8 protein-coding genes are annotated in these 14138 nt (G+C 59.7%); all 8 read right to left on the bottom strand.

Going from position 1 to position 14138, the window contains the following annotated elements:
* Nucleotides 1-47 precede the first annotated feature (47 nt).
* Nucleotides 48-1724 (bottom strand): Asp-tRNA(Asn)/Glu-tRNA(Gln) amidotransferase subunit GatB, encoded by a 1677-nt coding sequence (gatB, locus tag CSV91_RS09570; RefSeq protein ID WP_099432691.1) that lies wholly within the window; start codon nt 1722-1724, stop codon nt 48-50.
* A complete protein-coding gene (gene gatA / locus CSV91_RS09565; protein ID WP_099432690.1) occupies nt 1724-3238 on the bottom strand; it encodes an Asp-tRNA(Asn)/Glu-tRNA(Gln) amidotransferase subunit GatA in 1515 nt (504 codons plus the stop codon). Before gatA ends, gatB begins: the two co-directional genes overlap by 1 nt.
* Complete coding sequence (gatC, locus tag CSV91_RS09560) at nt 3238-3549, bottom strand: Asp-tRNA(Asn)/Glu-tRNA(Gln) amidotransferase subunit GatC (RefSeq protein WP_055250987.1); 312 nt, start codon at nt 3547-3549, stop codon at nt 3238-3240. The genes gatA and gatC overlap by 1 nt, the downstream gene beginning before the upstream one ends.
* Nucleotides 3550-3895: 346 nt before the next feature.
* Nucleotides 3896-4813 (bottom strand): class C sortase, encoded by a 918-nt coding sequence (locus CSV91_RS09555; protein WP_157758027.1) that lies wholly within the window; start codon nt 4811-4813, stop codon nt 3896-3898.
* A 1042-nt stretch (nt 4814-5855) separates the two neighbouring features.
* A complete protein-coding gene (locus CSV91_RS09545; RefSeq protein WP_157758026.1) occupies nt 5856-7631 on the bottom strand; it encodes a SpaA isopeptide-forming pilin-related protein in 1776 nt (591 codons plus the stop codon).
* A 114-nt stretch (nt 7632-7745) separates the two neighbouring features.
* Entirely contained in the window at nt 7746-9416 is a 1671-nt protein-coding gene (locus tag CSV91_RS09540; RefSeq protein WP_157758025.1) for a SpaA isopeptide-forming pilin-related protein, read from the bottom strand.
* On the bottom strand, nt 9409-12795 hold the full coding sequence (locus CSV91_RS09535) for a Spy0128 family protein (protein WP_099432685.1): 3387 nt from the start codon (nt 12793-12795) through the stop codon (nt 9409-9411). Before CSV91_RS09535 ends, CSV91_RS09540 begins: the two co-directional genes overlap by 8 nt.
* A gap of 505 nt (nt 12796-13300) precedes the next feature.
* Complete coding sequence (locus tag CSV91_RS09530) at nt 13301-14122, bottom strand: Cof-type HAD-IIB family hydrolase (RefSeq protein ID WP_099432684.1); 822 nt, start codon at nt 14120-14122, stop codon at nt 13301-13303.
* Nucleotides 14123-14138 lie beyond the last annotated feature (16 nt).

Below are 14138 nucleotides of genomic sequence, written 5' to 3'. Positions count from 1 at the left end.
GAAATTTTGAGGAAGCACCCGCCCTGCCGGGGCTTCCGGGTTCCCGCTTACGAGAGCGACGTTCTCAGCAACTCGTTGAAGAGCTTCGGGTTGCCCTTGCCGCGGCTCGCCTTCATGCACTGGCCCACCAAAAAGCCGATAACCTTCTGGTTGCCGTCACGATACTGCTGCGCCTGCTCGGCACAGTTTGCCAGCACCTCGTCCACAATCGGCTGCAGCGCGCCGGCATCGCTCACCTGACGCATACCGCGCTCGTCAACGATCTTGTTGGGGTCGTCGCCGGTCTGGGCCATGGCCTCAAAGACCTCGTGCGCCTGGTTGGAGCTGATGGCATCGGTCGCCAGCAGCTTAGCCAGCGCTGCCACCTGAGCCGGCGCGATGCCGGACTCGGCGAGCGACACGCCTGCGCCCTTAAGGTAGGCGATCATCTCGTTCACCAGCAGGTTTGCAACCGTCTGGGCCTCCTTGCCGGCCATACCGGCAGCGGCGGCCTCAAAGAAGTCGGCAAACTCCGGGTCGCCAGCGATCTGCTCGGCGTCGGCCGCCTTAATGCCAAAGTCGGCCTCAAAACGGGCGCACTTGGCATCGGGCAGCTCGGGAATCTCGCCACGGCAACGGTCGATAAACTCGTCGTCCAGGTCGAACGGCGCCAGGTCGGGATCGGGGAACAGACGATAGTCGTCTGCCGTTTCCTTCACACGCATGACCACGGTGCGCTTGCGGCTGGGCTCCCAGTGGCGGGTCTCCTGATAGATGATGCCGCCCTCCTCGAGCACCTCGGCCTGGCGGCAGATCTCGTAGGCAAGGCCGTCATGCAGGCTCTTAAACGAGTTGAGGTTCTTGAGCTCGGTCTTGGTGCCCAGCTTGGTCTCGCCGCGGCGGCGCAGCGACACGTTGCCGTCGCAGCGCATGGAACCCTTCTCCATGGAGCAATCGGAAATGCCCAGCGTCACAAAGATGCGACGGAGCTTCTCCATAAACAGGCGAGCCTCCTCGGGCGTGCGCAGATCGGGCTCGGTGACAAGCTCGATGAGCGGCGTACCGCAGCGGTTGTAGTCGACAAGCGACTCGGCCGCGGCGGTAATGCGGCCCTCGGCGCCGCCCACGTGAACCATCTTGGCGGCGTCCTCCTCCATGTGGATGCGCAGGATGCGGATGGGCACCGTGTAGGAACCGTCCTCGCGACGCTCGGGCATCTGCAGGTTGGACGCATCGTAGCTGGCCAGGTGGCCGGCACGCTGGTTGCCCTCGCGCATGGTCGACGTCATGGACGTGGACAGGCCCTCGGCGTTGGCCGAGGCGCTCGCCAGGCTCTGAGCCTCGGCCTCGCCAAACGCGCAGTCGGGGCGCTCGGCGGCACCGCGACCGGTCACGTCCAGGTCCAGGTGACCGTACATGGCAAAGGCGACCGGACCCTGCGTAGTCTGGAAGTTCTTGGCCATATCGGGATAGAAGTAGTGCTTGCGGTAGAACATCGAGTGGCGCTGGATCTCGCAGTTGGTGGCGAGACCGGCCTTGACGATGCTCTCGATGGCGCGCTTGTTGGGCACCGGCAGCGCGCCGGGCAGGCCCAGGCACACCGGGCACACGTTGGCGTTGGGCTCGTCATCGTGGCTGAGCTTGCAGTTGCAGAACATCTTGGTATCGAGTGCGGTGAGCTCGGTATGGATCTCCAGGCCGATCACGGCCTCCCAATCCTGCAGGACCTCGGAAAGCTCCTTCATTACAGCTCGCCTCCCTTCCCGGCAAAATCGGGCGCGACGGAAAGCGCGGGTGCACCCGTGGCGGCATCGGCAAAGCCGCGCTCCAGGGCGCGGGCAAACGTGAGCAGCTGACGGTCCTTAAAGGCCGGACCAACCAGCTGGGCAGAAACGGGCAGTTGCGTATCCTCGCCCAGGCCCAGCGGCACCGAGATACCGCCGTTGCCGCAAATGTTGAGCGAAATGGTGTACAGGTCGGAGAGGTACATCTGCGTGGGGTCGCTGATCTCGCCAAACTTAAAGGCCGTGCGCGGCGAGGCGGGCATGAGGATGGTGTCCACCTTGGCATACGCGGCGTCGTAGTCCTGCGTGATAAGCGTGCGGGCCTTTTGTGCGGCGTAGTAGTACTTGTCGTACACGCCCGAGCTCAGCAGATAGGCGCCGAGCATCTGACGGCGCTTGGCCTCGGCGCCAAAGCCGTGGGCGCGCGAAAGCGAGCTCTGGTCGGACAGGTTGGCGCAGCCCTCCTCCTGGTAGCCGTAGCGAATGCCATCGAAGCGGGCCAGGTTGGAGAACGCCTCGGCCGGGCCGATGACGTAGTAGGCAGCGATGGCGGCATCCAGGTGCGGCAGGTCGACCTCGACCAGCTCGGCGCCTTGGTTCTGCAGCTCCTGGGCGGCGCGCTGAACAGCGGCCTTGACCTCGGGCGTCAGGCCCTCGGCCTCCATGAACGCGGGGATGATGCCCACGCGCTTGCCCTCGATGCTGTCGTTGAGATGCTCGGTAAAGTCGACGGCGCAATCCTGGCTGGTGCAGTCGTACGGATCGTGGCCCGCGCCGGTAAGCGCGTTCATGGCCAGCGCGACATCCTCGACCGTGCGGCCAAAGGGACCCACCTGGTCGAGCGACGAGCCAAAGGCAACCACGCCGTAACGGCTCACGGCGCCATACGTGGGCTTAAAGCCCACCACGCCGCACAGCGACGCCGGCTGGCGAATGGAGCCGCCGGTGTCCGAGCCCAGCGAGAGCGCGACCTCGCCCGCGGCGACGGCGGCAGCGGAGCCGCCCGAGGAGCCGCCGGGCACGCGCTCGGTATCCCAGGGGTTGTTGGTGCGGTGGAACGCCGAGCTCTCGGTAGAGCTGCCAAAGGCAAACTCGTCCATGTTGGCCTTGCCCATGGGCAGACAGCCGGCGTCGAGCATGCGCTGGACGCAGGTGGCGGTGTAGACGCTCTGGTAGTCCCCGAGCATGCGGGAAGCGCAGGTGGTGCGCGTGCCCACGAGGTTCATGTTGTCCTTAATGGCCAGCGGCACGCCCGCGAGCGGGGGCAGCGGCTTGCCTGCGGCACGGTCGGCATCCACGTGCGCGGCGGCCTCGAGCGCAAGCTCGGGCGCCACCTGCAGGAATGCCTGGACCCCGCCCTCGCGCGCCTCGATGGCAGCAAGGGAGGCCTGGGCCACCTCGGTAGCAGTAAAGTCGCCGGCGGCAACGCCGGCGGCGATCTGGGCGGCGGTAAGGGAATCGAAGCTTAGCGCCATTACTCGCTCTCCCCCTCTCCCAAAATGGACGGCACGCGGAAGTAGCGGTCGCGCGCGCTGCCGGCGTTTTCGAGCGCAACGTCGAGTGGCAGATCGCGCTCGGGCTCGCGCAGGTCGTCGCCCATCACGTTGGACAGGCTTCCGATGGGATGGAACGTGGGCTCCACGTCGGGCAAGTCATATTGCAAGACGGGCTCGAGCATCTGGACGGCGTCGTTCATGTAGGACGTCATCTGGGTGAGCTCGTCATCGGTCAGTGCGATCTTTGCGTACTCGGCGATGCCGCGCACGTCTTTCTCGCTGAGTGCCATAGGCGCTCCCTTCCGCATAACAGATAAACCGCTCTAGTATACAAGGCAACGCCGCTTGGAGCAGGCGCTTTACCTAAATGCAGCGAAAACGTAACGAGGACGGCGGGCTGGCAGGCTGCGGGCTGGCGATTCTGCAGCGAAACCGCACCGCCCATAGCGAAAACCGTCTCGACCGCAGCGAAAAGCATCCCGCCCGCAATGAAAACCGTCTCGCCCGCAGCGAAAACCATCACAACATTCGACGCTTTTCGTCAAAATCGAGATTTTCATCGAATGTTGTGATGGTTTGGAAGCCCGGGCCACCACAAAGGTGCCTGTCCCCTTTGTGGTTGTTCTGAACGATGTCTTATGCCGAGGCCTTGGCCTTGCGGCGCTTGCGGACCGCGTGGATCACGATATCCAGCAGCAACAGCACAATGGCTACGACCACGATGAGCACGGCGAACTCGCGCTTGCCCCAGTGGCGGCCGGCCAGCGACTTTTGCTTGTCGACGTCCTTCTTGTTGTACTTGGTGCGCACGCAATGCACCAGCAAGCGATGGTCGTTTACGCCGTAGGGCGTGCAGGTGACGAGCGTCACTTTGTCGGCGCCGGGCTCGATGGTCAGCGACTCCATCTCCTCGGGCAGCACCACCTCGGAGTCCACCATCTTGTAGGCGAGCGTCTTATTCATGGTGTGAAGCAGCACCAGGTCGCCGGGCTCCAACGAGTGGATGTCGTCGAACATGCTCAGGTTGCGCATACCCGAATGCGCGGTGAGCACGCAATGCGTCGAGGTGCCGCCCACCGGCAGGCTCGTGCCCTCCAGGTGGCCGACGCCCGCCATGAGGACTTCCTCGCTCGTGCCGTGGTAGATGGGCATGCTCACGTCGATGGAGGGGATCTCGACCCAGCTCATCATGGGGTCGCGGTCAAAGATGAGCTGCTGGGCGTAGGGCTCGATCTGGTCGGCGGGAAGCTCGGTAGCCTCGCCCGCCAGCTGCTCGTTAAAGGAGCGCGCCTGGAGCAGAATGCGCTCGCGCTCCTCGGCAGATAGCGCGTCCACGGTGCTGGACACGGTGCTGATCTGGTTGAACACGCCCGAGGCCTCGAGCCGGTCCAAGATCCACGGCCAGGTCATAAGGCCCACGCCAATAAGGATGATGACGATGGTGATGAGCCGGTCGGCCCAGCGCGGCAGTCGCTTGCGGCGGCGTTTGGGTTTTGGTTGAGGTTTGGGCTGAGGGCTTGAGCCACCGTTGGCCGCGGCGTTATTGCTCTTCATATGTTTGGCGCCCTGCACCATCGCCGGTCACTCCTTTACAGCTCAGGTTGTCTAAACAAATAATAGCCGATTAGCGAGCTTCCACGCCGGACAACGCAGCCTGACAGCATTGCACAGCGCGAGTATGGGCCCGCATTTGAGTTTTCAAAATGTCCCGAATCGGCTGGGCGATTCGGGATACAATGTCAATAGAAAACGACGCACCCCGCGTAAGTGTACGAGAGCGCGGGCGGCCTAGTTTTCAGTTTTTGTTAAATGCCCGGGATCCGACCCCCGGGCATTCTTATTTGCGCTTTCGGCGCAAATGCCGTCCACCGTCCGCACCGCGCGTGCGCCTACGGACCTTAAACCGAACTTCATACGAGTCAAGAAACGCGATGACGAACGTGCCCACCGCCGCGAGGGCGGCGAGCGCGTTAAGGAATTTCAGCATATGGTGACCTCCGATCGAGTCGTCGGCCGCCCGCGCACGGGATGCGTCGCAAGGGTATTTTACTGCGAGTGCATGCACCCGCAGCTGCTAAACGCAATAATTGCAAACATTTGTTCGATAGTTATAAACACAATTCCTCATCCAGCGGAGCCTGGCCGCATTGTCCGGGTTTGCCCGACGTGTTTGCGTTTTCAGAATATCCCGGATCGGCTGGGCGATTCGGGATACAATTGCTACAGGAAACGACGCACCCCGCGTAAGTACTTAGGAGCGCGGGCGACCAGTTTCCGACGTTGTTAAATGCCCGGGCCTCTAACCCCGGGCATTCATATTTGCGCTTGTTGCGGCGCAAATGCCTTCCACCGTCCGCACCGCGCGTGCGCCTACGGACCTTAAACCGAATCTCATACGAGTCAAGAAACGCGATGACGAACGAGCCGCATCGGACGATGAAGGCTGACTGTGTTATCCCAAAAAACGGGGCAGACTCCAGTGCGGAGTCTGCCCCGAAAAGAGAATGGCAAAGCAAGAACGTGGATGGACGAGAAAAGTGTCCGCAAGTCTCATGGCCATCGCATCCCACCTGCCAAAGGGATGGGTGAGCGAGCGTTACTCCTGCTCGGACTCCTCAGCCTGCTTACGGCTGCGGATGAGGTGCGCCACGCCGATGCACAGCACCGCGCCACCAGCGATCCAAGTGAAGGTCACGCCGTTAAGGCCGGTCAGCGGGAGGCCGGTGCCCTCCTGGTCGACGATGGTGAAGCTGAGCTTACCGATAGATACAGCGGCAGAATCGGCCTTTACAACACCATCAGCAGCAGTAACGTTGGCAGAATCCTTGTCGGGAGTCACCGCGGTGCCATCCTGCTGAAGCGTGCCGCGAGCAATGGTAAACGTGACACCTTTGGAAGCAGAGTTGTTGTAGCCAGGCGCCGGGGTTACCTCTGTGAGGGTGTAGGTGCCCTCATCGAGACCGACAACGTTTATCTTACCGTCTGCGTCGGTCTTCAGCTTGGCCTGCTCGCTATTAGCCGTCTTGGTACCGTCCGCTTTGATAAAGTTGCTCGTATCACCGTTCTCCTGCAGCGTGAACTCAACGCCCTCGAGCCCCTTTGCTTCGTTATCAGAGCCCACCTTGGTGACATCGATGCCATAGGTGTAGTCATAGGCAGGGTGCTCGACCGTGGTGCCGACACCCTCAGCATGCGGATTGTTGGAATAAGTCAGCTTAACCGTATTAGTCTGGGCTTGACCAACCAATCCATTAAAGATCTTCTTGATTTTACCGTCATTACCAAAGATCTTGGTAGAGTCGAGCTTTGCCTTGTACTCGACGGTCACCTTCGAGTCGCTGTTCAGTGTAATAGCAGCATTGTTCACGCCCGTGCAATTCTTGAGATTGGTGAAGTCGACAGTTATCGTATTGTTCTCGTACTTGGCGGTGTAGCAGCTAGTCTTGACCTCGGTATCACCAATCTTGACCTTGACAGCGGGCGTCGTGCCGTCAGATTCAAACTCGGGCGTCATGGATTCGGGAAGATTATCCGTGAAGATGTACTTGTAGGTGCTGTAAGTGTTGATGTTACCCGCAACGGTACCGGTAAGCAGGTAGTCGACATAGTCGTCCATCTGAGAGTCCGCAGCCTTATTGGGATTCTCGGGTGTGCCGAACGTGCTGCCCTCTGCGTCGTCCATTACGGCCTTGGTCACAGTGGGGACCTGCTTCTTGGGAGCAATGGTCTCAGCAGAACCGCCAACAACGACGAAAATGGGCGAAGTGAAGGTATCGGTGTCGCGCTTGGGTGGATTAGTGCTAGTGCTGACGTTTTTAGTCACGAAGAGCCAGTAGCCGGTATTCAGACCAGTGAAGGTGCCACCGGTGCTCGTTTTGCACTCATCCGTCCCTTCAGTGATATTGGCGTCCTCCAGTGCCTTGGCGATCTTGTCGAGAGTCGTTCCGGCATCGAGCTTAGTAGTCTTGTCTGTACCTGACTTGTAATCACCTTCGGTTTTTGATTTAAGCCAGTCGGCCCACTTCTGAGCATCATTGTCGAGGGGCTTTGTAGCGTCGCTAGTATCGGCAGTAAATGCCCCGATCACAGCATCCCTAACGGCATCTGACGCCCACTCAATGTCGGAAAGCGTCTTAGCGCCATTCCAGTTGTTAACGCCTTTCAAATCCTGCGTGACCTTGGCCTTGAAAATCTGGATACCCTTAAAGGTTGTATCCGTATAGGTCTTCTCGTCAATCTTTACATTGCCATCCGAAGCCACCGTTGGCGTGCCATCAGCAAACGCCATGGTCACCGGGGCCATCACACCGCCGAAGCTCAGCGCTGCTGCGAGGCCGGCGGTTACTGCCAGGCGTGCGATGTTCTTGTTCATGCTCATCTTCTTTTCCTCCGTTTTCCGTTTGATTCTCATTCGATCGATCATCATCTGTCTGTGTCTTAGCATCTACTTCGCTACGTCTCGCCCCGCTCTCTGTGGGGCTGCCAGCTACTCTTTATGGCTGCCACCTCCCCGCTTGACCAGGAGCGCGACCACGATGAGCGCGGCTCCGGCGACCGCTGCGGCGGCCGCGGCGTACATTGCCATATCGCCAGTCGAGGGCATAAAGCCTCCGGTGGTAATGCTAGGGGGTGTGCCGGTGGGCGTGTTGATGAGCGACGCCTCCAGGCTGCCCGTCGACCCGTCCGCGCTGTCGGCGCGCAGGGGCGATTCGGCCGTGATGGTGAGCTTGGGCTTGGCGGCGGCCACCTGGTCGACGTCCAGGCCCTCGGCCTTGACCGTCACGGAGCGCGTGCCCTCGAAGGCGGTGTAGCCCTTGGGCGCCTTGAGCTCGCGGACCTCCAGCTTGCCCGAGTCCACGCCCGAGACGGTCACGCGGCCGTCCTCGCCCGTGGTGACGGTGGCCTTGCCCTCCGCATCCCACGTGCCGTCAGCCGCCAGTGTGCGACCGTGGTCGTCGGCGATGCTCAGGACCGCCCCGGCAAGCGGCTTGTCGCCGTCGCTGCCGCGCTTGGTGAGCGCGAGATCCCAGGTGTAGGCGCACGCGTCGTCGCTCGGCGTGCGGGTGAAGCCGGCGTCGCCGGACTGGTCGGCAAAGGGAGAGCGCGGGTAGCGCAGGTAGACCTCGTTGGGGTTGCCCTTCGCGATGCCGTGGTTGCATGCGCTGTTGAGCGGCGCATTGTACACGGCGACCACGCGGGCGCCCGCGGCGAAGGCGTCGGCCCCGCCGAGCGCGGCGATGAGGTCGCCGGTGCGCACGGTGAAGGTCTTGCCGTCGGCCGCTACCTTGGTGGCGCACTGGGCCGTGATGTCGGTCCAGCCCTTCGCGGGCTCGGTGCCGGCGCGGCCGTCCTTGCCGGCCGAGACGGCGTCGAAGCCGCCGTCCGCGCCCGCCACCACGTACACGCGCACGCTCGCGACCACCTTGGAGGGGTCGAGCCCCGCGCCCATGGTGTCGACGAACTGCACCGTATAGGTGTCGTAGGCCGTGAGCCCCGCCGGGACCGTGGCCGAGAGGCGCCAGTACAGGTCGTCGGCGACCGTGGCATCGGCGGCCTTCTGCCAGGCGGCGGTGCCGTCCTCCAGCACGTGCTTGGCGACCTTGGGGGTCGCCGCCTTGGGCTTGACGGTGACGGCGCTGCCGCCGACCAGGGCCATGATCGGCGCGGTGCCGGCCTCGCCCTGGGCGATGGCGTCGTCGTCGGCGACGATGAGCCAGTAGCCGCAGGGCAGCTTGGCCGTCGTGCCCGCGTTAAGGGCCACGGACACGGCGCCAGAGCTCTGGAGGGAACGAGCGAGCTGTGCGCTCAGCGCGCTCGTGAGGTGGGAATCGGTGTTGAGCCACTCGGCAGCTTCCTGCGCGGTGGTCTGGGAATTGGGCATGCCGGCGCTGTGCAGCACAGGCAGCGCAGCGTCGCGCACGGCGTCGCTTGCCCAGGCGAGGTCGGTGGCGATCTTGGCGTCGCTGTCGCCGTCGACGACGTTGGCGCTAAAGATCTGGTAGGCGTCGTAGCTGCGCGCCACGGTGCCGCTCACCGTGATGGAACCGGTCGAGGTCGGCGCGGCCTGCGCGGATGCGGGGAACACAACCGCGCAGGTGCCGATCAGGAGGGCAAGCAGCGCAAACAAGATCGGGAAGGAGCAAACTTTCTTATTCACGACGCTCGCCTCCCTTCGCATTCGCCTTGCGACGAATGTGCATCCAGGCCGCAGCAGCGCAAAGCACCGCCGCGCCGGCAAGGTACGTCAGAGTGACGCCCGACATACCAGAAAGGGGCAAAGAGGTGGAGTAGGTGTTGGTGAAGGTGGGATCGGTGGTCGGGGTTTCGCTGGCGTTTCCGCTGGCGTCGACCTCGTAGTAGGTCGGCGTGCAGTTCAGCGTGCCATCATGGTTGTCCGTTGCCGTCACCACGACCTTGAACCTCTTGGTGTCGTTCTTGTAGCCTTCGTGCTTGGTGCCATCGCCCTTGCTGGCGGCGCATTCACGGATGTAGTAGGTGAACGTTGCTTTGCCACCGGTAAGATCTTTAACCCCGAGGGGGCCGATTGGTACCGGATCGAACGTTACTATCTGAGGGTTTCCCGACTCAGCAGAAGTACATTTGGTTTGAAGAGACTTCTCCCTACCGTCCGAATCCTTAGTAAACAGCTCGAACTCGAACTTCTTCATCTCGCCGCCATCGACCCTCTTGGTCACCTGAGGTGTCCAGGTGCCTGAGGCCTGATAGGGAGCAAGTTCGTTTATAAACGCAGGGTTGGATTCGTCACCGATTTTTACGGTCGAGACGGTGCTATCGGCCGAATTCTCAGTCCATTCATAGAAGCCACATTTAGTGAAGGACGCCGCGTTCCCCTTTTTTACGGATACTGTGGAAGCGCTCTTATCAACTCCATAACGATTAATATCGATCCCCAAGAGGCTGGTCGTATTAGCTGGTGTCGTACCAACCTTTATGTGTATTTTGTAAATAGCCTTATCAAACGTTGTTCCCTTTTCATCGATAGGAACTTCAACAAGGTAGAGGTCGTAATCGCCCGACTGGTAGTTCGCGCCCGTGTCAATGAGAATCTCTCCGTTATTTTCATTGACGTTGACCGCGGGCATAGCCTCGCATCCGTTTTCGTTAAGCGTGCCGTTCTCATTCCAGTATGGTTCATTCTTTGAATTGGCAGCTGCACCCAACAGCTTAAACTGATAGGGATGGTCTTTGAGACCCTTCTTAGCACCGTCCTTCAGAAGGACCTTGTTAGCTTTAACCTTGATTGCAGGATATACGTTCAAGGCAGTAACTTCGCCAACGACAAGGTCGCCGTTGGTCATAATGCCGCCACCGTGGGTGTAGGAGCAGTTACCACTGATGATGGTCGTAGCTGCCTCTTGCGCCTTTTTCATGGCATCTTCGGTCGGATGGGCCTCCAAGCCGAACATGTACTTGGCCTCAGCGCCGCCATTAGGATCGATGGTGATTTTCTGGCCATCGCAGGTACCTTTCCAGCCAGCAGAACGATTGCCGAGCATCTTGCCGAGAACGACTGCGACCGTCTTTTCGCTGCCCTTCTTGCGCACGAGGAAGAAATCCTTGTGACCCTCTTTTTTGAAGTCAGCGGTAATGTACTCAGAATTCTCGAAATCTTTGTCCTGATCCTTGCCATCACCACCGGCAGAGAAGTGCTCGCCATAATCCGTATTGCTGTAGATTGCGGCACCATTTGAGTGCGAGACGATCGTCTCGCCCGTAGGGCAAGCACCAACGCCGCCGCCCCAGCCACCGGCCTCATTTTTAGTAATCAGCGTCTTTACGATGTTAAGCTTGCCGCCCTTTTGGATAAAGACGCCACCGCCGCCCCAGTCGCCGCCACGACCTTTGGTGCTACCCGTATTCGTCTTATTGTTCGTAATGTAAACCCTGCCAGTATCACTGGCGTTAATTGTTGCCGTCGTGCCGGCGCTGTCGCCGCCCGCGACACGCAGACCGCCGCCTTCGGCGTTATCGGCAACATTGCCGGCAATCGTACCGCCAGTCATTTTAAAAGTGATTTTCTCGATCTCGCCGTCGTTATCTTTATCATAAAAACCAGCGTAGACGCCACCGCCAGCCTCATAGGAATAGTTGGCCGTAACGAAGCCGCCCGTTAAGTTAAGCGTGCCATCGTGCGTACATGCAATGCCACCACCACCGAGCAGGCCATTGTTGCCAAAGTGTTCAATATCTGTGATGCGAGCATCGACTCGGTTGTTAGTTATACAGGCAGAACCGCTAATGGTAACGTTTGCACCCTTGGTATAAACACCGCCACCGTAGCCACCGTCGCGGGTGTTTTCACCATTGTTGATGGGATTTCCATACGTAGCGTTGCCAGAGATAATTCCGCCCGCAAGGTTCAGGGTGGCTCCAAAGTCAGCAAAGATGCCGCCGCCAGCAGCCGCCTTGTTTCCCGCGACCACACCGCCTGTCATTTCGAGTTTGGGATTCGTGCCCGCTATGCACAGGCCACCGCCCCAGCCACCGCCGTTACCGTTGGTAACGTAACCGCCAGAAATATTGACAGCGCCCCGAGAGAAAATAACGTGACCGTTGTCGCCCAGATTGGCAGCCGTGGTAATCATGCCGCCCTCGAGATTGAGCGTGCAGCCCGCTTCGACCTCGACCACATACTTTACGGAACCGCTGTCCGATGCCGCATCGATAGCGCCGAAGCCCGTAACAACATGCTTGTACGTAGTCTCCGTAGTGCCGAGACAATCTGAATTGGGCACACTCTTGGTCTCATAGTAAGTAAGACTCTCAGGAGTGCCGCTATTGAAGCCATTTCCCTTGTCCCACTCCATAGTCGCCAACTGGCCCGCCGACGTAGGGACCTGAGTCTGATCGTCTATCGTTTTTTTACCCAAGTCCTTGTTACCCGAGTCCTCGATAGTGAGCTTGGCTCCGCTTCGGACCACAAAGAAGGAGTCTGGGGTGCGATCGTTGTAGACGCCGTGGTAGTTATAGAGCATGCATCCCGCAAGATCGATGGTGGTGTCTTTGGTGATGGCAATCTGCGTATCCGAATAGGCAGAATCCGTCAGTCGAAACTTGCCGCCATTGGTAAATTGGTTAGCGACATTACCCTTTACCTCGATATAGTCATCGGCACTGACGTTGGCAGGGGCGATTGCGCTTTCATCGTTAGTTTCATCATCAGAAGGCTTCGCATCCGCAGACTGCGCAGCGCTCTCGGCTCCCGTGTCATCAGACAACGGAGCCGTCCTGAGAGCATCGTCGCCAGTCTCGTCGCCCTCAGTCTCGTCACTATTCTGGTTTTCGGTATCCCCGTTGTTGGTGTTGTCTACATCAGTAGACTCACTTGAGGAACCCCCCCCCATCACAGTTTTCTCGGTAGAATCTGTCTGGGCATCGTTGGCAATGGCCTGCGAGATCGGGGGCATGACGAGCGACAGCACCAGGCTCAAAACCGAGGCTCCGCACAAAACGCCTGCCAGTACACGGCGCGTCGCTTTTTTACTCTGCTTAGTTTTTTCTGAATTCGCTTTCATCGATGTCTCCTCCCCAAGAGACCGCGATCTTGCTCTTTCACCATCAAACGTATCTGCGCAATCTGTAATTGCGCTCGTTTAGTAATGCAATTATAACGATTGTTTAAACATCTGAGCAACAAAACCGACATTTTTGTAGCGAGTTCTCAATTCTCTTGACATTTACTCGGATTTGCCTTCGTTTATTCGATATCTATTTTTTGTTTCTGCTGGTAATTTAGTTGCCTATTATTTTTTAATGGCATTAGTTTTATTTGCACAACATTTTGCTCAAGAGCGAACATCCTGTGAACGGTCGAAAATCGACCGTGAGCGGTAGATCATTAACCGGGATGAATATCCTACCAAATTGATGAGAATATCTTAAACCCATCGGTGGTTAGAAGCATGATGTTCAGACAACAATATTTGAATTTTCACACAGATTTTGGGTATTAATTCGCCCAAATCGCCTGAGGCCACTGCAAAAGAGCCTGTCCCCTTTTGCAGTGGTTCTCCCCCAGCGCTACAGCAGATGTTCCTCGATAAAGATCGCGATGCCGTCTTCGTCGTTGCTGGCGGTTACAAAATCGGCGGCGGAGCGGGTGGCATCGCTGCCGTTTGCCATGGCCACGCCCACGCCGGCGTCAGCCACCATGCAGGTGTCGTTATCGGCATCGCCAAACACGCAGATGTCCTGGAGATCCATGCCGTTGAGCTCCGCCACACGCACAAGGCCGCGCGTCTTGGACACGCGCGGATCCATGAACTCGTAGAGCCGCTGCGTGGTTTGCAGAGCCGCCGCCTTAACAGTGTTATCGGCAAACGTCGATGCCCGCTCAATCACCTGCGGCATCACCTCGGGCGCCATGGTAAACATCACCTTGGGCTGCGGCTCGCGCAAAAACTCGGCAAAATCGACCACCTGGTAGGGCACGCCATCGACGCGCGACAAGTGCTCGACGCACGCGTTACTCTCGGGCACGTAGAACACGCCGCCTCGGGGGCAGACGGGCGTTGCCGGAAGGTCCGCCATGTGCTTGCAGATGCGCGCGATGGTCTCGCCCGGCAGCGGATAGCTCAGCTCGTTGATGTCGTGCGCGCGGTCGATGACCTCGGCGCCACCGCAGCCCACGAGCACGTCCACCAGGCCTTCGATGCCCCAGAGCTCATACATGGCCTCGGTCGCGCGGGCGTCGCGCCCGGTGCACAGGCCAAAGAGCACGCCGCGCTCGCGCAGGGCGCGAATCGCCGCCACGGTGCGCGGGGACACCGTGTGCTGGCTCGTGAGCAGCGTGCCGTCGATATCGCAGAGCACGGCTTTGATGTGGCTGAAGGTGGTGTCCATGGTGGGCCTTTCTGGG

Origin of the sequence: Collinsella aerofaciens, from assembly GCF_002736145.1 — a bacterium.
GTDB classification, from domain to species: Bacteria; Actinomycetota; Coriobacteriia; order Coriobacteriales; family Coriobacteriaceae; genus Collinsella; species Collinsella aerofaciens_A.
Note: the sequence above shows the minus strand (reverse complement) of the source record. Positions and strands in the feature narration are given on the sequence as shown.

Coding starts and splice junctions, on each gene's coding strand:
- gatB (WP_099432691.1), bottom strand. CDS start 1,724: ATGAAGGAGCTTTCCGAGGTCCTGCAGGATTGGGAGGCCGTGATCGGC.
- gatA (WP_099432690.1), bottom strand. CDS start 3,238: ATGGCGCTAAGCTTCGATTCCCTTACCGCCGCCCAGATCGCCGCCGGC.
- gatC (WP_055250987.1), bottom strand. CDS start 3,549: ATGGCACTCAGCGAGAAAGACGTGCGCGGCATCGCCGAGTACGCAAAG.
- CSV91_RS09555 (WP_157758027.1), bottom strand. CDS start 4,813: ATGAAGAGCAATAACGCCGCGGCCAACGGTGGCTCAAGCCCTCAGCCC.
- CSV91_RS09545 (WP_157758026.1), bottom strand. CDS start 7,631: ATGAACAAGAACATCGCACGCCTGGCAGTAACCGCCGGCCTCGCAGCA.
- CSV91_RS09535 (WP_099432685.1), bottom strand. CDS start 12,795: ATGAAAGCGAATTCAGAAAAAACTAAGCAGAGTAAAAAAGCGACGCGC.
- CSV91_RS09530 (WP_099432684.1), bottom strand. CDS start 14,122: ATGGACACCACCTTCAGCCACATCAAAGCCGTGCTCTGCGATATCGAC.